The sequence below is a fragment of the Halomonas sp. 113 genome, assembly GCF_904067645.1.
In the GTDB taxonomy this organism is placed as follows: domain Bacteria; phylum Pseudomonadota; class Gammaproteobacteria; order Pseudomonadales; family Halomonadaceae; genus Vreelandella; species Vreelandella titanicae.
Window position 1 is genome coordinate 4194033 of sequence record NZ_LR881453.1, and the last position, 24372, is coordinate 4218404.

Annotated in this window: 21 protein-coding genes; 11 read left to right on the forward strand and 10 right to left on the reverse strand. The window is 54.3% G+C overall.

The annotated features are described in order from the left end of the window. Positions 1-14: 14 nt before the first annotated feature. Positions 15-1010, reverse strand: coding sequence for an arabinose ABC transporter substrate-binding protein (locus tag YERSI8AC_RS19765; RefSeq protein ID WP_022521932.1), 996 nt, complete (start codon positions 1008-1010; stop codon positions 15-17). A 90-nt stretch (positions 1011-1100) separates the two neighbouring features. Beyond that, positions 1101-2321, reverse strand: a complete 1221-nt coding sequence (locus tag YERSI8AC_RS19770) for an aldose epimerase family protein (RefSeq protein ID WP_422822540.1) — start codon at positions 2319-2321, stop codon at positions 1101-1103. 203 nt (positions 2322-2524) lie between these two features. Between YERSI8AC_RS19770 and YERSI8AC_RS19775 the strand changes: the two genes are divergently transcribed. Next, positions 2525-3466 carry a LysR substrate-binding domain-containing protein gene (locus YERSI8AC_RS19775; RefSeq protein WP_159177368.1) on the forward strand — a complete coding sequence of 314 codons (942 nt, stop codon included), beginning with the start codon at positions 2525-2527 and terminating at the stop codon, positions 3464-3466. On the opposite strand, the gene YERSI8AC_RS19780 is transcribed toward YERSI8AC_RS19775, so the two are convergent. Continuing rightward, a complete protein-coding gene (locus YERSI8AC_RS19780; RefSeq protein ID WP_159177369.1) occupies positions 3463-5208 on the reverse strand; it encodes an IlvD/Edd family dehydratase in 1746 nt (581 codons plus the stop codon). The two genes, YERSI8AC_RS19775 and YERSI8AC_RS19780, sit on opposite strands and share 4 nt — an antisense overlap. Positions 5209-5446: 238 nt before the next feature. On the opposite strand from YERSI8AC_RS19780, the gene YERSI8AC_RS19785 reads away from it, so the two are divergent. From YERSI8AC_RS19785 to YERSI8AC_RS19805, 5 genes are all read left to right on the forward strand, one after another. Then, complete coding sequence (locus tag YERSI8AC_RS19785; RefSeq protein WP_022521929.1) at positions 5447-6466, forward strand: TRAP transporter substrate-binding protein; 1020 nt, start codon at positions 5447-5449, stop codon at positions 6464-6466. A 97-nt stretch (positions 6467-6563) separates the two neighbouring features. Next, a complete protein-coding gene (locus YERSI8AC_RS19790) occupies positions 6564-7175 on the forward strand; it encodes a TRAP transporter small permease subunit (RefSeq protein ID WP_159177370.1) in 612 nt (203 codons plus the stop codon). Beyond that, positions 7175-8476: a TRAP transporter large permease gene (locus tag YERSI8AC_RS19795; RefSeq protein WP_009287507.1), complete on the forward strand. Its 1302-nt coding sequence runs from the start codon at positions 7175-7177 to the stop codon at positions 8474-8476. Before YERSI8AC_RS19790 ends, YERSI8AC_RS19795 begins: the two co-directional genes overlap by 1 nt. A gap of 42 nt (positions 8477-8518) precedes the next feature. Further along, the gene (araD1, locus tag YERSI8AC_RS19800; RefSeq protein ID WP_138799390.1) at positions 8519-9505 is read left to right on the forward strand and encodes an AraD1 family protein; all 987 of its coding nucleotides are present in this window, start codon (positions 8519-8521) and stop codon (positions 9503-9505) included. Positions 9506-9535: 30 nt separating this feature from the next. Next, on the forward strand, positions 9536-11110 hold the full coding sequence (locus YERSI8AC_RS19805; RefSeq protein ID WP_159177371.1) for an aldehyde dehydrogenase (NADP(+)): 1575 nt from the start codon (positions 9536-9538) through the stop codon (positions 11108-11110). Between the two features lie 109 nt (positions 11111-11219). Here YERSI8AC_RS19805 and YERSI8AC_RS19810 read toward each other — a convergent pair whose 3' ends face one another. The 4 genes from YERSI8AC_RS19810 to YERSI8AC_RS19825 all read right to left on the reverse strand — a co-directional run bounded on the left by YERSI8AC_RS19810 (position 11220) and on the right by YERSI8AC_RS19825 (position 15463). Further along, the gene (locus tag YERSI8AC_RS19810; protein ID WP_009287504.1) at positions 11220-12722 is read right to left on the reverse strand and encodes a tripartite tricarboxylate transporter permease; all 1503 of its coding nucleotides are present in this window, start codon (positions 12720-12722) and stop codon (positions 11220-11222) included. Next, positions 12710-13204 (reverse strand): tripartite tricarboxylate transporter TctB family protein, encoded by a 495-nt coding sequence (locus tag YERSI8AC_RS19815; protein ID WP_159177372.1) that lies wholly within the window; start codon positions 13202-13204, stop codon positions 12710-12712. The genes YERSI8AC_RS19810 and YERSI8AC_RS19815 overlap by 13 nt, the downstream gene beginning before the upstream one ends. A 9-nt stretch (positions 13205-13213) precedes the next feature. Continuing rightward, positions 13214-14140 carry a tripartite tricarboxylate transporter substrate binding protein gene (locus YERSI8AC_RS19820; protein ID WP_223828101.1) on the reverse strand — a complete coding sequence of 309 codons (927 nt, stop codon included), beginning with the start codon at positions 14138-14140 and terminating at the stop codon, positions 13214-13216. A 189-nt stretch (positions 14141-14329) separates the two neighbouring features. Beyond that, positions 14330-15463, reverse strand: a complete 1134-nt coding sequence (locus YERSI8AC_RS19825) for an iron-containing alcohol dehydrogenase (RefSeq protein WP_159177374.1) — start codon at positions 15461-15463, stop codon at positions 14330-14332. A gap of 551 nt (positions 15464-16014) precedes the next feature. Between YERSI8AC_RS19825 and YERSI8AC_RS19830 the strand changes: the two genes are divergently transcribed. The 5 genes from YERSI8AC_RS19830 (at position 16015) to YERSI8AC_RS19850 (ending at position 21588) form a co-directional block, all read left to right on the forward strand. After that, the gene (locus YERSI8AC_RS19830) at positions 16015-17544 is read left to right on the forward strand and encodes a UxaA family hydrolase (RefSeq protein WP_159177375.1); all 1530 of its coding nucleotides are present in this window, start codon (positions 16015-16017) and stop codon (positions 17542-17544) included. 28 nt (positions 17545-17572) lie between these two features. Continuing rightward, positions 17573-18538, forward strand: coding sequence for a GntR family transcriptional regulator (locus YERSI8AC_RS19835; RefSeq protein WP_159177376.1), 966 nt, complete (start codon positions 17573-17575; stop codon positions 18536-18538). Positions 18539-18651: 113 nt separating this feature from the next. Beyond that, positions 18652-19530, forward strand: a complete 879-nt coding sequence (locus tag YERSI8AC_RS19840; RefSeq protein ID WP_022521921.1) for an NAD(P)-dependent oxidoreductase — start codon at positions 18652-18654, stop codon at positions 19528-19530. Positions 19531-19568: 38 nt separating this feature from the next. After that, positions 19569-20624 (forward strand): Ldh family oxidoreductase, encoded by a 1056-nt coding sequence (locus tag YERSI8AC_RS19845; RefSeq protein ID WP_022521920.1) that lies wholly within the window; start codon positions 19569-19571, stop codon positions 20622-20624. A gap of 67 nt (positions 20625-20691) precedes the next feature. Beyond that, positions 20692-21588, forward strand: coding sequence for an NAD(P)-dependent oxidoreductase (locus tag YERSI8AC_RS19850; protein WP_022521919.1), 897 nt, complete (start codon positions 20692-20694; stop codon positions 21586-21588). 48 nt (positions 21589-21636) lie between these two features. Here the strand turns inward: YERSI8AC_RS19850 and YERSI8AC_RS19855 are convergent, their stop codons facing one another. From YERSI8AC_RS19855 to YERSI8AC_RS19865, 3 genes are read right to left on the reverse strand one after another with little or no spacing between them, the layout of a single operon-like run. Continuing rightward, positions 21637-22587 (reverse strand): Gfo/Idh/MocA family protein, encoded by a 951-nt coding sequence (locus YERSI8AC_RS19855; RefSeq protein WP_053856970.1) that lies wholly within the window; start codon positions 22585-22587, stop codon positions 21637-21639. 35 nt (positions 22588-22622) lie between these two features. Beyond that, on the reverse strand, positions 22623-23393 hold the full coding sequence (locus YERSI8AC_RS19860) for a FadR/GntR family transcriptional regulator (protein ID WP_022521917.1): 771 nt from the start codon (positions 23391-23393) through the stop codon (positions 22623-22625). 31 nt (positions 23394-23424) lie between these two features. Further along, on the reverse strand, positions 23425-24369 hold the full coding sequence (locus YERSI8AC_RS19865; RefSeq protein WP_022521916.1) for a DMT family transporter: 945 nt from the start codon (positions 24367-24369) through the stop codon (positions 23425-23427). Positions 24370-24372: the final 3 nt, after the last annotated feature.

A 24372-nucleotide genomic window follows, 5' to 3' on the forward strand; every position in this document is an offset into this window, starting at 1 on the left:
GCAGAGACTTACCGTTACAGACCAAGCGCGGCGCGCACTTCCTGCCAGTTTTCCCGCGTCATTAGCGTGCCGGAGGTTTCGGTATTGGCCGGTGGTTCTTGATCCTCGCTAATCCAGCGGTAGAGATCTTCAGCAGTCTGACGGCCGTGCATGGTGGAGCTCACCGCTACCGTACCGTGGAAACCGGTGGGGTTATCCCGGGAGAATTCCGCAAAGGCGGCGCCGGAGCCATTGATACCCACGCCGATCACATCTTCAGGCGCTAAGCCATACTGCTCGGTAGCCCTAACACCACCCAGCACGCTCTCTTCGTTAAGGGCATAGATCACCCAGTGCTCATAATCGCCGCGCTGGGAAAGCACCGGAGAGGCGGCAGAGAAAGCCCCACTGGTGTCGGTGCTCTGCTGAGGCGCGTCGAAAATATTATCTTCTGGGAATCCCGCGGCTATCAGCGCCTCGGTGGCGCCGTCGGTACGCTCAACGGCGGTCGGTAGTTCATTGTTGGTGATCCGCAGCGCGGCTACCTCTTCGGGGTTCCAGCCGCGCGCTTCCATTTCGGCATTAATGGCTTCGCCCACCTGACGCCCAATTTTGGTGCCCGACATACCCAGGTGCGGCACGCCCTCCATGGGCTCACCGCTTGAGTTAACAAACTGGTCATCCACAGTGACTACTTTCATGCCGTACTGGTTAGCACGGTTCATAATCGCTGGCCCCAAGCGTACGTCTGGCGGGCAGATTACGAACCCTTCAGCGCCTTGGGAGTAGAGGTTATCAATAGCGCTAAGCACCTCTTGACCATCTTCGCCGCCAAGGCGTACCACTTCGAAGCCGAGCTCTTCGCCTACTTCAGTAGCCGCCTCCTGTTCGTTAATGAACCACGCCTGCTCCGGCTTTTTAACGATAAAGCCAATCTTCACCTCGTCTTCCTGGGCCTGTACTGACCCTAGTGAGGCCAGCATAATTGCGCTACCAAGTGCTAAACGGGTAAATGTTGTCGTCAATTTCATTGTTGTACTCCTGCTATTTTTAGCGTTGTTTTTATTGATATTTTTGATTACTAACCACGGACGGTTGGTAATAGTAATGATGAATCGAGATTACGAGCCCAGGTCTTGCTGCGCGGAAAAGCGATAGACCGTGCGTGAGCGATAAGTCTCGCCCGGCTCTAGGATCGTGCTGGGAAACGCCTCTTGATTGGGAGAGTCAGGGTAGTGCTGAGTTTCCAGCGCAAAGCCGGAGCGGTGCCCGTAGGCCTGGCCCTGCTTGCCGGTCAGGTCGCCGTTAAGGAAGTTGCCGGAATAGAATTGGATCGCGGGTTCGGTGGTGGTGATTTCCACCAGGCGTCCGCTTCTGGGTTCCCATACTTTGGCAGCCAAGACCAGCTCATCTGATGCAGCGTTATCGCGGGCAAGTACAAAGTTGTGGTCATAACCGCCACCAAAGGCAAGCTGCTCGTTCTCCTGCTCGATCCGTTCACCGATAGGCGTCGCCTGGGTAAAGTCGAACGGCGTGCCCTCCACCGAGCGGATCTCACCGGTTGGAATCAAGGTGTCATTGACCGGGGTAAACTCAGGGGCATTGATCATCAACTGATGATCGAGAATGGTGTCGCTACCCTCACCCTTTAGGTTGAAGTAGCTGTGCTGGGTTAGGTTAATCGGGGTGGCTTTATCGGTTACCGCCCGATAATCCACCATCAGCTCGTCATTATCGGTCAGCGTATAGGTAACTTCGCTCTCCAACTTACCGGGGTAGCCCTCTTCGCCATCCTCGCTGGTATAGCGCAGTACCAATCCATTGCCTGCGTCACTCTCGAATGGTTCGGCCTGCCATAGCACTGTATCGAATCCCTGGTCGCCGCCATGCAGGTGGTTGCTGCCATCGTTGGTAGCCAATGAATAGGTTTCTCCATCGAGGGAGAATTGCCCACCCGCAATACGGTTGCCGTAACGACCAATAATGGCACCGAAGTAAGGATTGGCCTGACGGTACTCATCGGAGAGGTAGGCTTCCAAAGAGTCAAAGCCCAGCGCTATATCGTCAAACTTACCGTCCATATCAGGGGTTTTCAGCGACAGAATGATGCCACCATAATTGGTCACCCGCAGCTCAATACCATTGGCGTTGGTAAGTTGATAGACATCCACCTGGCGACCATCGGGTAGATGACCAAACACCGACGTTTGGATACCACTGCTGACGCTGCTGCTCGCGCTGGCTTCAGAACTGCTCTGGGCTTGTGCAGTGTTTGCCAACAGTACCGCGGCAATTGCACCGAGCAGAAAAGGTGAACCATTTCTTAATCGTTGGCTGTACATGAGAGGCATGAGCTTCCTCCTGGAGGCATACTTTGTTGCTAAATTATTGTTGTTAGGCTTGGTCAGAAAACTCAGTGAGTTACCACAGTTCATCATGACCGATACAGACACTACAGTAGCCATGTCTGGCATAACCAACCAATATACAAATGCCTCACTATCGATATACTTCTAAGTATCAATAACAACACGAGGCTTATGCCATGGGCATTCTCGGCGAAAACTGGTTTTTAGACGTGCGACTAAAGTTGCGTCATTTTCAGCTATTTTTAGCCCTGGACGAGCAGCGCAACCTGCACCGCGCGGCGGCTCAGCTCAATATGAGCCAGCCCGCCGCCTCAAAACTGCTCAGCGACCTGGAAGCCAACCTGGGTATTCGGCTGTTCGATCGCCACCCCCGTGGGCTAACGCCTAACTGGTATGGCGAAATTATGATTCGCCACGCCCACAGCATGCTCTCAGCGCTACGCCACACCGGTGAGGAGCTAAACGCTCTCGGCGAGGGCAGTGCCGGCACGGTAGCCGTCGGCACGGTAATGGCGCCAGCGGTTACGCTGCTCACCAGCGCCATCGAGCGGGTGCACCGCGACCGGCCAGGGCTAAAAATCAGCGTAGATGTGGATGTCAGCAAAGTGCTGGTACCACGCCTACTGGAAGGCGAACTGGATTTCGCGATTACTCGCATACCCGCAGGCGTCGATGCCGAGCGCTTTGTCTTCGAGGAGATTGGCGAGGAGGAACTCTGCTTTGTGTGCCGCCAAGGGCATCCATTAGCCGATAAACAAACGCTGAGCCTTGCTGATATGGCGTGCTTCCCTTGGTCGCTGCAGCCCGCTGGCGCGTTGATGCGCCAGCGGGTGGATAGCCTATTTCTGCACCATCAGGTCGCGCCGCCCCGCCAGATCGTCGATACCGCTGACCTGCTGCTGTCGCTGGCCCTCGTCGACAAATCCGATACCATCACGGTGACTACACGGGAAGCCGCTGACCTGCTCTGCCCACTGCAGCGTTTTCATCTACTGCCATTTAGCGAGGCGCTAAGCGTTCAGCCCTATGGGCTGGTGAGCTTACGCCACCAGCGACTCTCCCCCGGTGCCGCCGCATTAATGAGCACTCTGCGGGAAGTGATTGCTCAGTCCAGTTAATGCGAGTGCCGCGGCACATCAGCCCCCCGACAGCCGACCAGAAAGTCGAAGTCGCAACCTTCGTCGGCTTGAAGCACCCGCTCGATATACAGCTGGCGGTAGCCGCCCTGGCTGGCAATCAGCGTTGAGGCGGCAGTGGGGTCACTTTCGGCCAGGCGCGAGGCCAGCGCTTCATCGCTGATATCAAGGTGCAGCCGGCCGCTTGCGCAGTCGAGTTCGATCCAATCGCCATTACGCACCGCCGCCAGCGGGCCGCCAGCGGCGGCTTCCGGGGCCACGTGCAGCACCACGGTCCCGTAGGCGGTGCCGCTCATGCGCGCATCGGAGATACGCACCATATCGGTAATCCCCTGGGCGAGGATCTTGGGCGGCAGGCCCATATTGCCCACCTCCGCCATGCCGTGATAACCCCGCGGGCCGCAGTGCTTCATGACCAGGATGTCGTTGGCTTCCACCTCCAGGTCCGGGTCGTTGATGCGCGCTTTATAGTCGTCGAAGTCTTCGAACACCACCGCGCGGCCGCGGTGCTGCATCAGCTCGGCCGTTGCCGCTGAGGGTTTGAGCACCGCGCCGTTGGGGGCCAGGTTGCCACGCACGACGCAGATGCCGCCGTCCGCGGTGAGCGGATTATCCAGTGGACGAATCACTTCGTCGTTGTACAGCGGGGCGTCTTGGACGTTCTCCCACAGGGTTTTGCCGTTGACGGTCAAGGCGTCCTTGAAAGGCAGCCGATCCGCCTCGCCCAGGCGCCTGAGCACCGCAGGCAGGCCACCGGCGTAGTAGAACTCCTCCATCAGAAAGCGCCCCGAGGGCTGCAGATCCACCACCGTGGGGGTGCCGCGTCCTACCCGGCTCCAGTCGTCCAGCGTCAGATCCACACCGATGCGCCCGGCAATCGCTTTGAGGTGAATCACCGCATTGGTGGAGCCGCCAATCGCCGCGTTGGTACGGATGGCGTTGTCGAAGGCTTCCTTGGTGAGGATTTTGGAGAGCCGCAGGTCTTCGTTGACCATCTCGACAATCCGGTTACCCGAAAGGTGCGCCAGCACGTAGCGGCGGGAGTCCACCGCAGGGATGGCGGCATTATGGGGTAGCGAGGTGCCCAGCGACTCGGCCATGCAGGCCATGGTGGAGGCGGTGCCCATGGTGTTGCAGGTGCCCGCAGAACGGGACATGCCCGCCTCGGCGGCCATAAAGTCGTGAAGTGAAATCTCACCCGCCTTGACCTGCTCGGAGAGCTTCCAGACCACGGTGCCGGAGCCGATATCCTTACCTTTGTGCTTACCGTTGAGCATCGGCCCGCCGGTGACCACGATGGTGGGAATATCGCAGCTCGCCGCGCCCATCAGTAGCGCCGGGGTAGTTTTGTCGCAGCCCACCAGCAGCACCACCGCATCGATGGGGTTGCCGCGAATCGCTTCTTCCACGTCCATGCTAGCCAGGTTGCGGGTAAACATCGCCGTGGGGCGCAGGTTGGATTCGCCGTTGGAGAACACCGGGAACTCCACCGGGTAGCCCCCCGCTTCCAGCACGCCCTGCTTCACGTGCTCCGCCAACTTACGAAAGTGCGCATTGCAAGGTGTGAGCTCCGACCAGGTGTTGCAGATACCGATGATCGGTTTGCCCTGAAACTCATGGTCGGGAATGCCCTGGTTTTTCATCCAACTGCGGTACATAAAACCGTTCTTATCAGCCGTGCCAAACCATTCAGCACTGCGCAGCGGACGTTGACGTTGGCCCATGAGGTTAACTCCTTGTTTTAGTTTGGTGACGGCTGACGACCTGAGAGTTGGCGTCGAGAGTGGGTGCCGAATGCGCAAGACACTAAACTACCCCGTCAATCTAGTCGACCATACAAAAGTATATGTTGAACAATTGCTCTTAATGTTCAACATTACCCTCCCACGTGGGTCATTGGCCCGTTGCATTACAGCGTTAACCACCACGCTCTCCACAACAAAAAACTTGAGGAATAGTGCTATGCTCAAATCGAAATACAGCTCGCTACTCACTGGTTCCGTGCTACTGCTGGGCCTCTCTGCGGCCCAGGCAGCCGAGTACGAATGGAAATTTCAGGCGTCAGAAACCTCGGGCGAACCCAGCTTTAAGATCAAACAAGAGTGGGCCGAGCGCATTACGGCAATGACTGATGGCCGTGTTGAAATCGAGGTAATGCCGATTAATTCCGTGGTTGGCCCTACTGAGACATTGACCGCCGTTAGCTCAGGGATTCTGCAGGGTCATATGACCGACCCAAGCTACTTCTCTGGCCAGGATCCGGCTTTTGGTATGCTCGGCAACCTTGTTGGTGCTTGGCAGAACCCCTACGATTTCCTGGAGTACATGAAATACGGCGGCGGTGAAGAGCTTTACAACGAACTGGTCGAACCCTATGGCGCCCATTTGATCAGCGCAGCGACCTTTCCGCTGGAGTCGGTACCCTCCACGGTGCCCATCGAATCCATCGCCGACTTTGAAGGGTTAAAAATCCGTGCCCCTCAAGGCATGGTGTACAACATCTTCGAGCGCATTGGCGCCACGCCCGTCAACCTGCCGGGCTCTGAGGTGTATACCGGTCTGGAAAAAGGCGTGATCGACGCCGCGGACTCCACGGTGCTCTCGAATAACGACGCCATGGGTCTACACGCTTTCGCCCCCTACCCGCTCTACCCTGGCTTTCACTCCATGCCCATGATCGCTGTGTCGATCAATAAAGACATCTGGGATGGCTTGCCCGAGGAGCTACAGACGACCCTCAATACCGCCTTTGATGGCATGGCCTACGACCTGATTGCCCGCCTCAAGGAGCAGGATATTGAGACCCTGCAGCGGCTTCAGGATGACCCAGACGTTCACCCCTTCAACTTGCCCGAAGAAGAGCGTCAGAAATTCCGCACCGCGGCTGAGCAGGAGTGGCAAGAGTGGGCGGGTGAAAATGAGATGACTCAGAAGATTTATGACTCGGCGACCGCCTTTTTGCGCTCGCGCAATCTGCTCTAACTCTGTGCTCTCAACTCTCTGCTCACAACCGGCCTCATTAATCTAACCAACGCAGCGCTCGGGCAAACACCCCGAGCGTTGCGCGTAGAGTCGCGCCATGTCCCAAAAAACGCCTGACAATCAAACCCCTGCGCCGAATACCCAGGATCTCCCCGAGATCCTCGAAACGGTGGAGGAGGTGTCTCCCGAACGTAATGCTTTAGACCGCTTAATTGCACGGGGCGGCCGTGCCGTTTCCTGGCTCGTGCTGGTCGCGATGGGCATCAGCGTCGTCGAAGTCTTTATGCGCTACGGTTTCAACAACCCCACCTCCTGGGTACACGAAACCGTCGTGTTTCTGATCGCCGTTATCTTTGTATTGGGCGGTCCAGCGGCCATGGCGCGCAATAGCCATATCCGCGTCAAGGTGCTTTACGACAGCGCCGGGCCCAGGTTGAAATGCTGGATGGACCGTTTCAACGACCTGCTCACCCTGATTTTCTGCCTGACAATGAGCTATGCCGCCTTTCATATGTTCTGGGGAGCTTCGCATAACCCGCTCGGTGAGTGGTCGCTGGAGCGCTCCGGCACCTCTTGGAATCCGCCCTTTCCCGCCATGGTCAAGGGCATGATTCTGTTTGCCCTGGTGTTGATGACGCTACAGGCCTGCCTGCATCTGTGGGAATCGATTAAAGCGAAACCCGCTGCCAACATCGAGGAGGCGCGCTGATGGATATTTCAACCGCAACGATCCTCATGGTCGGGGCCATTTTCGCGCTACTGGTCACCGGTCTGCCGCTGGCGTTTATCACCGGCCTGGTAGCGATGGCGTTCACCTTCGGCTGGTTCGGTGAGGCGGCGCTACCCCTGGTCACCAGCCGCGTTTATGGGTTTATCACCGAGTATTCGCTGGTGGCGGTGCCCATGTTCGTGTTGATGGCATCACTGCTGGATCGCTCCGGAATCGCCAAAGACCTGTTCAACGCCATGCGCGTCTTCGCCGGCCGCCTGCCAGGTGGCGTGGCGGTGCAGACCATCGTGGTAGCGTTCTTCCTGGCCGCTCTTTCGGGCATTATCGGTGGTGAGATCGTGCTACTGGGGATTCTGGCGCTGCCCCAAATGCTCCGCCTGGGCTACGACAAACACCTCTCTATTGGGGTGGTGTGTGCCGGGGGCGCCCTGGGCACCATGATGCCGCCCTCAATCGTGCTGATTATCTACGGTCTGATCGCCAGCGTATCGATTGCCGACCTGTTCGCCGCAGCCGTGACGCCAGCGGTGATTTTGATGGGTTGCTACATTGCCTATGTGCTGGTGCGCTGCCTGAGAAATCCCGCACTGGGCCCGCCGTTAGATAGAGATACCCAAGATAACCCTTTCGCCACTAAGCTGGACGCGGTTAAGGCCATTCTGTTGCCAGGGCTGATCGCTTTTTTAGTGCTGGGCACTATCTACGGTGGTATCGCCTCGGTCACCGAAGCCGCGGCCATGGGTGTTTTCGGTGTACTCCTCGCCACTATTGTTCGTGGCGAATTCACCCCGGGCATGTTGCACCATAGCCTTGGGCAGACCATGAATACCTGCGGCATGATCATCTGGATCGGCATCGGCGCCGCCGCCCTGGTGGGCGTCTATAATTTAATGGGCGGCAACCGCTTTGTTTCGAGCTTGATCCTGGGACTCGATGTAGCGCCCATTGTGATCATTCTGGTGATGATGGCGATTATGCTCGTGCTGGGGCTATTCCTAGACTGGATCGGGATCGCCATGCTGGCTCTGCCGATCTTTCTACCCATCGTTATTCAGCTCGGTTTCGATCCGATCTGGTTCGGCATTCTATTCGCCGTGAATATGCAGGTATCGTTCCTGTCGCCACCCTTTGGGCCCGCCGCCTTCTACCTTAAAAGCGTGGCACCGCCGGATATCAGCCTCAAGGATATTTACCTGTCCGTACTACCCTTTATGGCCATTCAGCTGTGCGTACTCGCGGCGCTATTGATGTGGCCGCAACTGGCCATTTGGCCACTATGATGACCGCTACACTATTGACTGACTCTGCATAAGGAGACCGCCATGCGACTGATTCAGTGTGACCATCAGGGCCAGGTTCGCGCCGCCCTGGTCGAAAGCGAAGAGCAGGTCAGGCTGCTCGACTGCGATACCTACACCCTGGCCAATCGAGCCATTGCCGCCGGCAAGCCACTTAGCGACATGTTGACGGAAGCATTGACCGACACACGCCTGGATTATCAAGCGTTGGTCGACACTAAGCAGTTGCTACCCCCGCTGACCCATACCGACCCGGCCCACTGCCTGGTCACCGGCACCGGCCTTACCCACCTGGGCAGTGCCGACACCCGCTCGGCGATGCACGCTAAAGCCCAAGCTGCTGAAGAAGATATGACCGACTCCATGCGCATGTTCAAGCTGGGTGTGGAGGGCGGCAAACCCGATGCAGGCCAGGTAGGTGCACAGCCGGAGTGGTTCTACAAAGGCGATGGCCAGTGTGTGGTGGCGCCAGAAGCAGAGATTCCATCCCCCGCCTTCGCCGAAGATGCGGGCGAGGAGCCTGAGTTGGCGGGCCTCTATGTGATTGGTGATGACGGCCAGCCCTGGCGGGTCGGCTACGCTCTCGGCAACGAATTTTCTGATCACGTGACCGAGCGCTTCAACTACTTGTGGTTAGCTCACTCCAAGCTACGCGCCTGCAGCTTTGGTCCCGAACTGTTGATCGGCGAACTGCCTGCTCATCTGGAAGGCACCAGCGCTATTCATCGCAGTGGTGAAACAGTGTGGGAGAAGCCCTTTCTCACCGGCGAGGCCAACATGGCCCATAGCCTGGCCAACCTGGAGTATCACCACTTTAAATACCCGGGCTTCCGCCGCCCCGGCGATGTGCATGTGCACTTTTTCGGTACCGCGACACTGAGCTTCGCCGACGGCATCAAGGTGCGCGAGGGTGATCGCTTTGAAATCAAAATCAATGAGTTTGGTCGCGCCCTGCGCAACCCTCTACGGGTGGAAGCAGACGCACCGCCCATCAGCGTAAAGTCGCTTTAACGTACTCTAACCACCCCAGCAGGAGGAAGTATGACTCTGGAAGGTAAACTACTGACCGGTCAGCAGGCCATTAGCGGCCAACAGGCTGACATTCATGCGGTAAATCCCGCCACCGGCGAAACGCTGGCGCCCGCCTACCCCGGCGGCAGCAAGACTGAGGTCGAACAGGCCTGTGCATTAGCCGAGGCGGCTTTTGATAGCTATCGCGAGACCTCCTTAGAGGCGCGGGCCAGCTTTCTTGAAGCCATTGCCGCAGAGATCGAAGGGATCGGCGATGAGCTGATCGAGCGTGCCATGGCCGAAACCGGCCTACCCCGCCCGCGTTTAGAGGGCGAACGTGGTCGTACCTGCGGCCAGTTGCGGCTGTTCGCCTCGGTAGTGCGCGCAGGTGAATGGTTGGATGTACGTATCGATCCAGCCATGCCCGATCGTGAGCCGCTGCCCCGCGCCGACCTGCGTCAGCGCCATATCGGCCTGGGCCCGGTGGCGGTGTTTGGCGCCAGCAACTTCCCGCTCGCCTTTAGCGTTGCCGGTGGCGATACCGCCTCTGCGCTGGCCGCCGGCTGCCCGGTAGTGGTCAAGGGCCACTCTGCCCATCCCGGCACTTCTGAGCTGGTAGGCCGCGCCATTCAACGCGCCGTTGCTAAGTGCGAACTCCCTGAGGGCGTCTTCTCGCTGCTGTTTGGCTCGGGCCGCGAAATCGGTCAGGCGCTGGTTGCCGACCCTCGCATCCAGGCAGTAGGCTTTACCGGTTCACGTAACGGCGGCACGGCGCTCATGGCTACCGCCCAGGCGCGGCCGCAGCCGATCCCGGTTTACGCCGAGATGAGCTCCATTAACCCGGTGTTTCTACTTCCGGAAGCCCTCAAGGCACGCGGTAAAGCGATTGCGGAGGGATTTGTCGGTTCACTCAACATGGGTGCCGGGCAGTTCTGCACCAACCCGGGGCTAGTCATTGCGGTTCAGGGCCCTGAACTGGACGCCTTTGTTGCGGCGGCCGGTGAAGCAGTTAAGGGCAGTGCTGCCCAGACCATGCTGACGCCGGGTATCCATGATGCCTACCAACAGGGCGTAGGCCGACTCGCCAGCCACGCCAAGGTGACCGAGGTGGCACGCGGCCAGGCAGGTGAGACAGCTCACCCCTGCCAGGCCGGGCTGTTCGTTACCCAAGCCGAGGCATTTCTGAGTGACCCCGCGTTACAGGAAGAGGTGTTCGGTTCGACTTCATTGGTGATCGCCTGTGCTGACACCCAGGAAGTGGCCCGCGTTGCGGCTCAGTTGGAAGGCCAGCTCACCATTACGCTGCAGATGGATGACGGTGACTTGGCGACTGCCAAGCAACTGCTGCCGACGCTGGAGCGCAAGGCTGGACGTATCCTGGCCAACGGCTGGCCAACGGGTGTAGAAGTGTGCCACGCCATGGTGCATGGCGGTCCTTATCCTGCCACCTCGGATTCACGCACGACCTCAGTAGGTAGCGCAGCGATTTTCCGCTTCCTGCGCCCAGTGTGCTATCAGGCGCTGCCGGAAGGGCTACTGCCCGAGGCCGTTCGTGATGGCAATCCTGCGGGAGTATCGCGCTTGGTCGATGGCAAGCGTGAATAATGTAATAAAGCCAGCGATGGCTTCACGATAGTCTTATAAAACAGACTTACGAACTAGCGCAGCGAGGCCATATTTGCCTCGCTGCGCTTATTTCATAGTAACTGACAGACTAATATACACTTCCTGATTTATGCTGCTGATAGCGATAAGCTTTAATCAAAAGCGGCGAGCACCATAGTAGAATCACCGCAATGCCAAGCCCCGCACTGATTGGTCTTGCAAAGAAGCTCGTTAAGTCACCACCGGTACGCAACATTGCGCTCATGAAATTATTTTCAACAACGGAACCCAACACTAACCCAAGAATGGCTGGTGCCATTGGAAAGTCATTCACAGCCAATACATAAGCCACTAGCCCTACAATAAGCATTAACCAAATATCCACAACGCTATTATTGATAGCGAAAGCCCCTACAATGCAAAAGCATAATATTATGGGCATCAGTACCCGGCTGGGTGTTAGGATGAAAAACTTTGAAAGTCGGATAGCCATATAGCCAATAGGTAGCATCATCAAGTTAGCTAAAATAAACACCATAAACAGCGCATAGATCAACCCACTCCCATCCATAAAAATAGTGGGCCCAGGATTCATCCCTTTCATGTATAAAACGCCAATGACGATGGCCGTAATAGAGTCACCAGGAATCCCAAAGACTAAAGCGGGCACCCATGCACCACTGATGCCGGAATTATTAGCGGAGCTTGCATCCATGATGCCTTCTATATTACCGGTGCCATATTTGGCACTCTCTTTTGACCTACCCTTTCCCACACCATACGAGATCCAGGCCGCAATATCTGCACCCGCGCCCGGCAGTGCACCAATCAACGTGCCGATTGAGCTACCACGTATCATGTTACGCCAGTAACGTTTAATATGCCCAGGTACATTGTGGAAGACACTATCGTTATCGACGATACTGATTGTTTTCTTCTCAGATTTCGAAGCGTAATAGCTCATCAGTTCATTTAGAGCAAACATACCGATCATAACGGGTATAAAGTTAATACCTGCCATAAGGTCGGGCACTCCAAATGTAAAACGTGGAGCACCACTCATCATATCAAGCCCGACGGTTGAAAGCAGAATGCCAAAAAGAAGTGAGAGGAATGCTTTTGTTCTAGAACCAACTGAAATAAAAATTGAACAGCTTAACCCAAGCACCGCAAGCCAAAAGTACTCAAATGCACTGAACTGCAGCGCTACCTCAGCAAGGGATTGAGCCACAACAATTAAAACGATGGTGCCAAAAATACCGCCAAAAACGGAACAGACTAAATTAATACCTAAGGCCTCTCTTGCCCTGCCTTTTTTCGCTAATGCGTAGGACTCCCCTACATAAGCAGCCGATGCAGGCGTGCCCGGTATATTTAGATAGGTACCCGGAATATCACCCGCAAAGATCGCCATCGCCGATGTCGTTACAATGGCAGCAATAGCCGGGATGGTATCCATGTAGAAAGTCAAAGGTACTAATAGCGCTACTGCCATTGTCGCAGTAAGGCCGGGGACTGCACCTACAAATATACCAAACAGTGAAGCCGCTAAAATAACCAGCAAGGTTTCAAAGTTTAAAACCAGCCCAACCCCATTCATTAAGATATCCATGGCAGGCTACCCCCTAATAGAAGACCTTGCGGCAATGGAACGAGCAAGTAGCGCGAGAAGATAAAATAAATAGCTGACGACACTGCTAGAGATGTTGCCAATGCTATGTAGGGTGATGTTTTTCTTAATAACATCAGCAAAAACATAATGATCATTATCGTCAACATTGCACCAAGGTAGTCGCTTGCCAGGATATAAAAGACAATCGATACTGGTGGCAACAACATTGCCCAATTCTTTTTCTCAGGCAATGAGCCAGCTAGGGATGGATTACCGTGTGCTTCTTGCGCGACAACTTTTTTTCTAAGCCATAATGCATTCAAGGCAAGTACAGCCCCGCCGAGGCAAAATCCCCCCCCTATGAGGGAGGGGAAAAGCGAAGGTCCATACTGCAGGCTTGGTAGGGTAGGAAACTGCTGGGCAGTAATGATCGTAACAATCCCAGCAATAACGAACGCTATTCCGGCGAAAAAATCCCGCATTGTCATTCCTCAGTTAGCTAAGCCAACTTGTTCAACAATTTCACCGAATACGCTATCCATATCTTCCATGAGTTGGCCAAACTCTTCCGCGTTACGCCACTCGGTACCAAAACCTTGCTGACTCATAAACCCTTGATAAGTATCACTGTTGTAAGCAGCCTCTAGTGCTGATTCAAGTGTTGCTACTACCTCTGGATCCATGCCTTTAGGCCCTGCAATTCCACGCCACTCGCCCACTTGATAGCTACTACCGATTAATTCATTAGTGGTGGGAACATCAGGGAAGCTGGGTATACGCTCTGGAGACATTACCGCAAAGCTCTTAACGCGGCCGGCCTCGATCATTGAGCGGGCTTCAGGCACCGAGCTTGGTACGATATCAATCCCCCCAGACACCAGCTCAGTCATCGCTGGTGCAGCTCCTTCACTAGGAATCCAAATCACTTGGTCGGCGGGAATACCTTGATCCATCAAAAAGCCAGCAAAGGCTAGATGCCACACACCGCCTTGGCCAGTACCCGAAGCGGTAAACGTGCCTTTAGGTTCAGAGCGTATCGCTTCAAGGAGCTCTTCAAGGGTTTCATAAGGAGAGTCGGCTGCTACCTGTATGCCTGGAAAGTCGTAGTTGATTTGAGCAATAGGCGTAAAATCTTCATACGTAAGGTTAGTTAAACCCAACCAATGCATCATGTTAACTTCGCCAGTAGCCAAGCCAATCGTATAACCATCCGGCTCAGCATTAATCATGGCGGTATGACCAACAACGCCACTGCCCCCTGTTCGGTTGACAACATTGACGTTCTGCCCCAGCTCTTCTTCCAGAGCACGGGCGATAGTTCGCGCCGTCGCATCAGTGCCACCACCAGCAGCCCAAGGCACAATCAACGTAAGGGGGCGTTCGGGGTAATCCGCAAGGGCAGAGCCAGACGCTGTCATAACAGCTGCGGCTATACTTGAAGCAAAAATAGTTTTAAGGGAATGGTTTGTAATTATCATATTCATTTTCCTTTAGTAATGTATTGCTTATAATTAATTATCATTTTTGGAACTGCATGCTTTATTACTTTACGTTTTTCTTGTCAAAGACCTCCTTCACGGACTATTAAGTGGACAGAATTCTATTTATCAGAGAGCCTCTTTGAGCATGTCATAAAAGTCTTCCTTAGAAGGCGCGCGCGGATTGGTCGCCGTGGAATGATCTTCCAATGCCCACTGAGCTAGTTGATCCAAGTGCTCTTCCATGACGCCCATTTCGCTCAAGCTAGCAGGCATCCCCAATTTCACATTGAGCTTTTCAAATGCTTCAGCTAAATCGTCGTTAGGGTTGAGGCCCATCGCATCTTTGAGACGAGCAAACTTTTCCTCACAGCCGGGCTGGTTAAATCTAAGCACAGTCGGCATCAACACAGCATTGAGCGTGCCATGATGAAGTTTTAACTCGTGCAGGCCGCCTAATGCATGGGATAAGGAGTGCACCGCTCCCAGCCCTTTCTGAAAAGCCATGGCGCCTTCAAGGGCTGCCATCATCATTTCATTTCTAGCTGTTAAGTTTTCGCCGTTTTCAACTGCCTCTACTAGATATTTGCTAGCGCGCGTCAGTCCATCCAAAGCAATCGCTTCAGCCGGAGGGTTCACTTTGGGGCTTAAAAAGGTTTCAACGCAGTGAGCAATCGCATCCATACCCGTGGCGGCAGTCAAAAAAGGGGGTAGACCTAGCGTCAAACGAGGATCACAAATAGCGACCGAAGGAATCAGATAAGGAGAAAGAAAGCCAAGTTTGCGATTGTCTTTCATGGTAATCAATGAGGCTCTTCCCACCTCACTACCGGTTCCCGCCGTTGTCGGTATTGCTATTAATGGCAGCACATCGGCTTTAATTTTTGTCACGCCGCCTTCAATCGCAGCGTATTGGCGTAACGGCCCAGGATGATTAAAAAGTAAGGCGACCGCTTTAGCTAAATCAATGCTGGAACCACCGCCAATGGCAATAATGCCATCACATTTGCTTTCACGCAGGTAAGTAAGCGCTTGCTCTACCGCTACTTCCGTAGGGTTGGACGGCGTATCATCGAAAACACATGCACCATCATCAAGCTGAGCAGACTCAATAACGTGTGTGATAAGAGGGGTAGCACTGAGCCCCTTATCAGTCACAAACAACGGTCGTTTTATCTTCAGCAATTGCAGCTCATTGGCTAATTCCGCAATAGCGCTTTCACCGAACTGAATTTTTGTTAAATAATTGATTATGTGGGGCATTGTCATTTCTCATTATTGTTTTGCTCGTGAACCCAGCAATCTCTTCACTCAAGGTGTCATACAGTATGACTGCATGACAACAGTCTAGTAATGTATTTTGCAACTGCCAAGGCCTTTACAAAAAACGCCTAGCAAAACGGTGAACGGCGGCTCAAATATGGGCATGTTCACGCTGCCAATCCACCAAGCGGATTACCTTCAGGGGATTGCTCTCCTTCAGCGCCTCCGGCAGCAAGACCATGGGGAGATCTTGGTAACACACAGGCCGTAAGAAGCGATGGATGGCCGCGCGGTATCCAAAGCACCATCATCCATCTGCGGCGTAATCGTGAGCTGGCCTTCCAACTGAGCCGCAATCGGCAATTAGCTTTGTGCGCCGCGTGTATGAAAGCAATCTAGACTAGATGACCATTGCGCTCAATGAACATTATATAGAACAATAGTCTAATCGACGTACGCGGCCGACTTGCTAGAGTGCATCCACAATGATCGCTTTTAAGCTTGCGTCTGGCCCTTGCAACAAAAGCCCAATAATCAGCTTGAGGTAAACGATGAATCTCATTAATTCCCCGTCAGTTATTATTCATCTCAATCCGCGGGATAACGTAGGCGTTGCCTCAAAAGCAGTTCCAAAAGATCTTCCCATTGATAAAAAGGGCACGCTTGCTCAAGAAAATATTGATGCGGGACATAAAGTTGCGCTCACGCATATCAAAAATGGTGAGGCCGTTTTTAAATATGGCCAACTGATTGGGCTGGCTGCACGGGATATTAATCCTGGTGAGCATGTGCACACCCACAACCTCACCATGATTGAACTCAGCTCTTCTTTAGAAGATTTTCAGCCTCATCAAAAAACCGTCACCGTTAGCCATTCACGGACGTTTCAGGGCTACCAACGGGCTGATGGTAGCGTGGGAACGCGTAACTATATTGGTATTCTCTCTACCGTGAACTGTTCTGCCACGGTGGCTAAAGCCGCTGCGGACGTGCTCAATCAGTCTGGGGAATTAAGCCAAATGGGGTTCGATGGTGTAGTGGCCATTACCCATGGTTCTGGTTGCGCCATGAATACTGACTCAGAAGGTTTTGCCTTTCTTGAGCGTGTTATCGCAGGATATGCCCAGCACCCCAACTTTGCCTTTGTACTCATCATTGGCCTGGGCTGTGAGACCAACCAGGTCAAAACATTAGTCAAAAGAAAGGGGTTGGAAGATGCCTCGCGGCTAGCTTACTTTAATATTCAAGACGCGGGAGGGACACGCACTAGTATCAAAACGGCCTGTGATCACATCATGCAAATGGCCACCCAACACGGCCAACAGCAGCGTGCACCTGCGCCCCTTGAGCACTTAGTGGTTGCATTGCAGTGTGGCGGGTCAGACGGCTACTCAGGTATTACCGCGAACCCAGCTTTGGGCCATGCCGCCGACCTTATCGTGCAACATGGTGGCAGCGTTATACTCGCCGAAACCCCCGAAATCTATGGCGCTGAAAACCTCCTGATAGACCGCTCCATTAATGAGAACGTCGCCCAGAAACTACTCGACCGGATTACCTGGTGGAAACATTACACTGAGATAAATGGTGCTGAGCTAAACAACAACCCTTCCCCAGGCAATAAAGCGGGTGGGCTATCAACTATCCTTGAGAAATCATTGGGCGCAGTAGCTAAAGGCGGAACGTCGAGCCTTAACGACGTGCTGCTGTATGCTGAGAAGATGACCACGCGCGGTTTTAACTTTATGGATAGCCCTGGCTATGACCCGATTTCGGTCACGGGTCAAATCGCCTCCGGTTCTAACGTAGTTTGCTTTACCACTGGACGAGGTTCAGTCTCAGGCTTCAAACCCGCCCCCTGCCTTAAGCTCGCAACGAATACCTCCATGTATGAGAAAATGCATGAAGACATGGATATAAACTGTGGCGTTATTGTTGATGGCACTGACAGTGTAGAAAGTGTTGGAAAGCAGATTTTTGAGCGCATTATTGCCATCGCTTCGGGCGATATGAGCGCCAGCGAATCACTGGGTTACGGTAATAATGAATTCGTTCCCTGGCTGGTAGGTGCCGTCACCTAAATTTCCATTAGAGAGCCATTAACTGACTATGACAAAAACGCTGCGCGACCAACTCTACACGGCTCTTAAGCAGAGTATTGTTGGGAAACGTCTTGAACCCGGTTTAGTACTGCTTGAGGGAAATATAGCGGAGCTGTTTGGTATTAGTCGCTCGCCCGTTCGGCAAACATTAAGCCGGTTGCACGAAGAGCAGTATATCTGCCGTTTCGAGGGGCGCGGCTATTTAGTAGGCTCATCGCCAGGTGAGGTAGTGCGACGTGCGCTCAGTGAGCATGATTTCAAACAACTTGGCCATGCCCCAAAAGTAGATCGTATCGTTTCTTGGCGGGCGCATATCGACAGCGTTGAACATGACATCGTTTTATGTTCGATTAAGGGTGCGTTTGAACTCAATGAGCTGCAGCTTTCCAAAACGCTCAATGTCAGCCGTACGGTCACTCACCAAATCTTGCTCTATTTACAGTCTATCGGTTTAGTCGAGAAGATTAAATATAATAGCTGGAGCGTGGTGCCCCTGAATGATCAGCGGTTACATAATCTTTATGAAGCACGTCGCCAATTAGAACCTTATATGATTGCGCGAGCTACAGAACATATGCCAGAAAGTGCCATTAAAGGCTATATAACCAAACTCAAAAACGCTGCTGAGAGCTATCCTGATATAAAGGGGGAGCTACTAGATGAGTTAGAAAATGATCTCCATCATACCGCCGTTAGTTTAGGTGATAACCAGGAGGTCATGAATATGCTCCGGCGCACGCATCCTATCTTATTAGTCAGTAAACACCTGCTTGGACGAGTATTAAAGCTTCCCGATCAAGACCCTTTCTTCGATGAACATTTATGGATATTTGAAAAAATGCGCCTGCAACAACCTGCGCAAGCAGGCAAAGCCTTGGCAACCCATTTAGAGCGTTCAGAATCCAAGGTACTCGACCGGCTGATTAACTTCCGAGAATCAGGTGATATCGATATACCGCTTTACCTGCGCTAACAACCAAATAACGAACGTGGATGCCCCATCTCTTCAATTCAAGCAATGTATCGACCTGCTAAGCAAGGATTACGGGAAGCCTTGACGGGCTCATCTAGATAGAGGAACTAATAATGACAACGTCACGTACTATCGGATTTATTGGCACGGGCATTATGGGTGCGCCGATGGCAGCACGCTTGGCACATGCAGGACACCAAGTGCTTGTCTGGAATCGAACAAAAAGCAAAGCCAACCGTTTAGAGTCGGTGGGTGCCACCATCGTAGAAAAGCCCGAAGAAGCCGTTGCCGAAAGCGATGTCGTTATCGTTATGCTTAGCTCTGGGCCTGTGTGTGATGAAATGCTGTTGGGCCCTAGCGGCCTACTCAATGCCATGCAGCGTGACGCCACACTTATTGTCATGAGTTCAATACCTGTCGAAACCGCTCGCCGTCAAGCAGAAGAAGCCGCCAAGAGCCAGATTAATTACCTTGATGCGCCGGTTTCCGGCGGTGAGCAGGGAGCGATCGACGGCACGCTGGCCATTATGGTGGGTGGCGATGCCGTAAGTTTTAAAGCAGTAGAACCCATTCTCTTATCTCTCGGCAGGCCCGTTCATGTTGGCCCTGCAGGTAGCGGGGAACTTGCTAAGCTCGCCAATCAAATGATTGTGGCCAACACCATTGCTACCGTGGCAGAAGCCATACTATTGGCAGAACAGGGCGGGGCAAACCCCGAGCGAATGCTCAGTGCGCTTGAAGGTGGGTTTGCTGACTCGACCATTTTGCGTATACACGGGCAGCGTATGATTCAGGAAAACTTTACCCCGGGTGGGCCAGCGAAATGGCAATTGAAAGATACCCAGACCGCGATGGCTTTTGCCGAAACGCTACATCTTAAGCTACCGATTTCGTCATTGGTCAACACACTTTTTGAAGAGCTCGTCGATCAAGGGGATGGCGAGTTAGACCATAGCGCCTTAATCAATCAACTCAGACGGCGCAATGATTAAGAGAGCCTGACAACAACAAATTTAGGAGAATAAATACAATGAGCCACCATTACGACGTTCAGGAAATTACTCAATTCAGCACCGCTTTACTTGTGGCAGCCGGGCTCGAAGAAGAAAAGGCTCAAGCAGTTGCCGAGATACTCGTCGAAGGTGATTTGATGGGACACACGACTCACGGGCTTCAGCTACTATCCCCTTACCTTGGCGAGATTCAGTCTGGCCGGATGCCTGTGTCAGGTGAGTATGAGGTAATCTCCAAACGCGCTGCCGTGCAGACATGGGATGGTCGTTATCTTCCCGGCCCCTGGTTGATCATTAAAGCAATGGAAACCGCCGAATTGATGGCTCGCTCCTGCGGCACAGGGACGGTCGTGATTCGATGCTCAAATCATATCGCCTGCTTGGCGGCCTATCTGAAACGTGCCACTGATCAAGACCTCGTGGTGGTGATCGAGTCATCCGATCCGGCGACTAAGTCGGTTGCCCCGCATGGCGGTTTGCAAGCGACCCATACCCCTAACCCTATCGCTGTGGGCTACCCGACGGCTTCAGGCCCGGTTCTGTTAGATGTCAGCACATCCATTACCACTAATGGCATGGTCGGCCGACTGCACAAACAAAACAGCCAACTGCCGTATCCGTGGCTCAAGGATCACCAGGGCAATGCGACCGATCAACCTAGCGTGCTGTTCGATGAGCCTAAGGGGAGCATCATGCCAATTGGTGGGCTTGACCATGGCCACAAGGGATATGCGCTGGGGCTAATGGTGGAAGCCTTAACGTCTGGGCTCGCTGGATTTGGTCGTGTGCAGGCGCCTGCACAATGGGGTGCCTCGGTCATGGTGCAGATCATGGATCCCGAAGCCTTTGGTGGGCTCGATGCCTTCAAACGCGAAACTGGCGCTTTGGTGGATGCTTGCCGTAACAATCCTGTTGCGGAAGGTAGCCCTCCAGTACGGATTCCTGGCGAGCGTGGGCTTGCCCTCCATAAGCGTTATGCGCAGGAGGGCGTGCCTCTGCCAGACGGTGTTCCCGAAGCTCTAGCCGATTGGTCGGAACGTCTGGGGGTTACTTTCCCTCGGGCGCTGCAATAACAGCCGCTCATGCAAAGGTCTAGTGGGCGATATTCAGGTGTGGTGAACCAACTCATCAGAGGCGACTATGAAACAAGAACGCATCGGATTCATTGGGCTCGGCTTAATGGGCAAGGAAATGGCCAGACATATCGTACGTAACGGTTATCCGCTAACGGTGATGGCCCATAGGAATCGATCCCCCCTTGAAGCGCTATGCAAGGAAGGCGCGACGGAAGTTAGCACTCCCGTAGAGATGGCAAGAAATAGTGATATTGTTTTTATCTGCGTAAAGACATCCGAACAGGTCAACGAAATCGTCAGCGGGGCTGACGGTTTAATGGCCGGAAGCCACGAAGGGCTTATTATCGTCGACTGCTCTACAGCTCATCCCGAATCAACTGAGCGCCTTGCGAAAAACGTAGAACATCAAGGGGGGGTACTCGTTGACGCGCCTTTAGCACGCACGCCTCGTGAAGCCAGAGATGGACGACTAAATGTCATGGTGGGTGGCGATGCCTCCACAGTGGCGCGTATTACGCCGGTCATGGAAAGTTTCGCAGAAAACATCTTTCATGTGGGTAAGGTTGGTTCAGCGCATAAACTGAAACTGATTAATAATTTTCTCTCGTTAGGGGCTGCTGCCCTAGTCAGTGAGGCGGCCACTATGGCGGCTGGCATGGACGTTTCACAAGACAAACTCCTGGAAATTTGCTCACAAGGGGGAGCCAACAGCGCGATGCTCGCTCCCGTTATGGAGTGGGTACTGCAGAAGGAGTGCACAAAGTTACAGTTCAGTCTTGGTAATGCTGAAAAAGATATGCGCTACCTGACTGAAACGTTAAACGCCTATCAGCTAGCCCCCCATATGCTGCCACCGCTTTGCGAGTTTCTTACGTTAGCTCGAGACGACGTGGGGGAAGATAGTTTCGTTCCCCAAGCGTATGACAGCTGTATAAAACGCAATAAGATCGTATCCGATTAAGGCCACTTAGATAGCTTCTTGGCTACCTCATATTTCCATATAAAGCCTTCACTCGATAAACGCTTCGGTAGGCTCACGATGGCCGTATAGAAACGCATCGGCGACCTGGCGCAGCGGGGCAACATCCACCTCGCTGCGCTTGTTTGCGATCAGCTCGGCAAAGCGCGCATATAAACCTTGATACTCGCGCTCCTCCTCTTCAATGATCAGTTCATCGTCGATGACCAATCGACAGCCGCCTTGGGTGAGACTCAAGCGGCTGCCATCGCTGTGGATATGCATATTCCAGGTGGGCGGGCCGCTCTGGCGAAAATCAAACGCCGCCTCAATGGACGCGCCTTGTGGGTCGGTAAAGGTGAGATCCGCTGCAATCGGAGTTTGCGCATTGCTCGGCACCAGCAGTCGCGCCTGTTGCAGAAAAAACGGCTGGGGCAAGATGGCGGTCGCAATCGACAGCGCATTAATACCGGGATCAAACACTCCCATGCCACCCGGCTGCCAGATCCACGCTTGGCCTGGGTGCCATACCCGCACGTCCTCTTTCCACTCGATCTCTACCCGCTGCATCTGCCGTTCGGCTAACCACTGCTGGGCCTGGGCAACGCCAGGGGCAAACCGCGAGTGCCAGGCGGCAAACAGGCTAACGCCCTGTTCTTTGGCACAGGCAATCAAGTCCTCCACTTCGCTTAACGTTGCCCCCGGTGGCTTCTCAAGCAGCACGTGCTTGCCACGCATCAGTGCGGCCCGCGCCTGGGAGTAGCGCAGATGGGTCGGCGTGCAGATTGAGACAGCGGTAATTTCAGGGTGGGCGTCTAGCATCGCTTCCAGGTTTTGATAGGCGGGTAGTTCCGGCAGCGAGGCGTGAGGATCCGCCGTAGCGACAAGATGGCAGTTTGGAGTAGCGGCGATTGCCGGTAGGTGCTGGTCGCGGACAATTTTACCCACGCCCACTAGGCCTAACTTAAAGCCAGAGCTAAAGCCAGAGTTGAAGTCAGACATACGCTTGCCTTTGTTTTTAACCATTGAAAATGGGTTCAGGGGGTGGTGTGGGGCAGCTCAACGCTGCGCCCTAATGAGCTAACGCTGTGCTCAAGCCCTAGCGCTGCGGCGGTACCTGCCAACACCGCTTGGGACGCTAAAAACGCCTCCCGGGGGCGGCGCAGCCGGATGCTCTCCATCAGTTGACGGTGACGCTCCAGGCTCTCTTCAGGATCTGGGGCGTTCTCGTTGGACATGGAGATCAGCATGTAGATGGAGGGTCGCAGGATATGTGATAGCTGCGCCCAGACAATATTGTGGGTCGCCTTGAAAATCGCTTCGTGAAAAGCGACATCACACTCGCTGTGCAGCCGCCGCTCCTCTTCGCAGGTGGCATTGCGTAGATTCTGCCCTAGCCCTTCAAAGGCTTCTTCGATGGCGACTAAATCACGCGCCTTGGCCCGCTTGGCGGCGGTCATCGCCACATAGGGCTCAACGTCCAGACGGAAGGCAAGAATCTCGCGCTGAATATCCGGGTTGGGGGCAGCGTAGCGGGTCAGCCAGTCAGTCACCTGGGCATCAAGAATATGCCACTCTGAGTATTCGCGCACCTTGGAACCATGACCAGAAATCCGCTCAATAATCCCGGCATCGACCAGTTGGCGAAGATCGCTACGCACCGCTGAGCGGTTAATCGCAAAGCGTTCGCATAGATCCATTTCCCGGGGTACCAGGTCACCAGGGTGATAGCGACCACCGAAGATCTCCTCGGCGAGATGTTCGGCGATACTGGGACGAACGGCTGACTTACTGAGAGATGACGTCACTGCGATAAGACCCTATTTCGATTCCTGCCAATCATAACGTACTTGACCGGTCCACTGTTACCGGTGGCGAAGGTTCGAGACCTGCCCGCACCCTCAGCTCTAACCGCCGTTCATAGAGGCCCTTAGCACTCAATGTGCCCAGCACCAGAACGCCGCCGACCATGGCCATCGGCGCGGGCTGTTCGGCCAGAATCCACCAGGCCAACAGCGTGCCTATCACCACTTCCAGCAGTATTAGCAGGCCCACTTCGGCGGAGGGCAGATAGAGCGGCCCACGCTGCAGTAGCGTCACGCCGCAAGGCACAATAATCAGGCAGAGCAGGATAACGACAGCAAGCTGGTTGGCTGCAGGCAGGGTTGGTTCGCTGCCCGCCAGCCAAAACAGCCCTGCAGTGCTACCCACAATAAGGCCGTTGAACACCAGCATCGGGCTCATATCCACCCCCGGCCGCGTACGGCAGAGGGTAAAGTTAATCGCCAGGGTCGTTGCCGCCATCAAAGCGAAAGCGTTTCCGACCCAAGAACCTGCGCCCGCGTCATCGAGGGCGATCATGGCGACACCCACCATGCACAGCAATATCGCTAACCAGGTACGCCTTGGCAGACGCTCCTTGAGGATGATCCAGGAGAGCACGGCAGCGATTAACGGCGAACTGGCCAGTATCATCAGTACGTTGCCCGCCTTGGTGTACTGGTTGCCCAGCACGAAACCGCAGGTGGTCAGGCTGAACAGCAGCGCCACGGCGATACCCGTCCAGCCGCAGCGACGGTAGGCTGCCAGCGTGCCACGGCCATAGCGCATCAGGGCGATCAGTAGAAAACCTAAGCCCGAAAGAAAGCCACGCCACATCAATATCTCGGCATCGGGCAGATCGGCCACTTTAATCAGCAGGGCATCCGGGGCCATGATCAGCGCCCCGCCAGCGGTTAATAGTAGTCCCTGCTGGCGATGCGATAAGGTACTCCAACGACTCATCTT

What these genes read in the sequence shown, in the direction of transcription:
- YERSI8AC_RS19825 (WP_159177374.1), bottom strand. Translation starts at nt 15,463, where the DNA reads ATGCCCCACATAATCAATTATTTAACAAAAATTCAGTTCGGTGAAAGC.
- YERSI8AC_RS19820 (WP_223828101.1), bottom strand. Translation starts at nt 14,140, where the DNA reads ATGACAGCGTCTGGCTCTGCCCTTGCGGATTACCCCGAACGCCCCCTT.
- YERSI8AC_RS19780 (WP_159177369.1), bottom strand. Translation starts at nt 5,208, where the DNA reads ATGGGCCAACGTCAACGTCCGCTGCGCAGTGCTGAATGGTTTGGCACG.
- YERSI8AC_RS19855 (WP_053856970.1), bottom strand. Translation starts at nt 22,587, where the DNA reads ATGTCTGACTTCAACTCTGGCTTTAGCTCTGGCTTTAAGTTAGGCCTA.
- YERSI8AC_RS19765 (WP_022521932.1), bottom strand. Translation starts at nt 1,010, where the DNA reads ATGAAATTGACGACAACATTTACCCGTTTAGCACTTGGTAGCGCAATT.
- YERSI8AC_RS19805 (WP_159177371.1), top strand. Translation starts at nt 9,536, where the DNA reads ATGACTCTGGAAGGTAAACTACTGACCGGTCAGCAGGCCATTAGCGGC.
- YERSI8AC_RS19795 (WP_009287507.1), top strand. Translation starts at nt 7,175, where the DNA reads ATGGATATTTCAACCGCAACGATCCTCATGGTCGGGGCCATTTTCGCG.
- YERSI8AC_RS19865 (WP_022521916.1), bottom strand. Translation starts at nt 24,369, where the DNA reads ATGAGTCGTTGGAGTACCTTATCGCATCGCCAGCAGGGACTACTATTA.
- YERSI8AC_RS19785 (WP_022521929.1), top strand. Translation starts at nt 5,447, where the DNA reads ATGCTCAAATCGAAATACAGCTCGCTACTCACTGGTTCCGTGCTACTG.
- araD1 (WP_138799390.1), top strand. Translation starts at nt 8,519, where the DNA reads ATGCGACTGATTCAGTGTGACCATCAGGGCCAGGTTCGCGCCGCCCTG.
- YERSI8AC_RS19790 (WP_159177370.1), top strand. Translation starts at nt 6,564, where the DNA reads ATGTCCCAAAAAACGCCTGACAATCAAACCCCTGCGCCGAATACCCAG.
- YERSI8AC_RS19840 (WP_022521921.1), top strand. Translation starts at nt 18,652, where the DNA reads ATGACAACGTCACGTACTATCGGATTTATTGGCACGGGCATTATGGGT.
- YERSI8AC_RS19770 (WP_422822540.1), bottom strand. Translation starts at nt 2,321, where the DNA reads ATGTACAGCCAACGATTAAGAAATGGTTCACCTTTTCTGCTCGGTGCA.
- YERSI8AC_RS19835 (WP_159177376.1), top strand. Translation starts at nt 17,573, where the DNA reads ATGACAAAAACGCTGCGCGACCAACTCTACACGGCTCTTAAGCAGAGT.
- YERSI8AC_RS19830 (WP_159177375.1), top strand. Translation starts at nt 16,015, where the DNA reads ATGAATCTCATTAATTCCCCGTCAGTTATTATTCATCTCAATCCGCGG.
- YERSI8AC_RS19815 (WP_159177372.1), bottom strand. Translation starts at nt 13,204, where the DNA reads ATGCGGGATTTTTTCGCCGGAATAGCGTTCGTTATTGCTGGGATTGTT.
- YERSI8AC_RS19775 (WP_159177368.1), top strand. Translation starts at nt 2,525, where the DNA reads ATGGGCATTCTCGGCGAAAACTGGTTTTTAGACGTGCGACTAAAGTTG.
- YERSI8AC_RS19850 (WP_022521919.1), top strand. Translation starts at nt 20,692, where the DNA reads ATGAAACAAGAACGCATCGGATTCATTGGGCTCGGCTTAATGGGCAAG.
- YERSI8AC_RS19845 (WP_022521920.1), top strand. Translation starts at nt 19,569, where the DNA reads ATGAGCCACCATTACGACGTTCAGGAAATTACTCAATTCAGCACCGCT.
- YERSI8AC_RS19810 (WP_009287504.1), bottom strand. Translation starts at nt 12,722, where the DNA reads ATGGATATCTTAATGAATGGGGTTGGGCTGGTTTTAAACTTTGAAACC.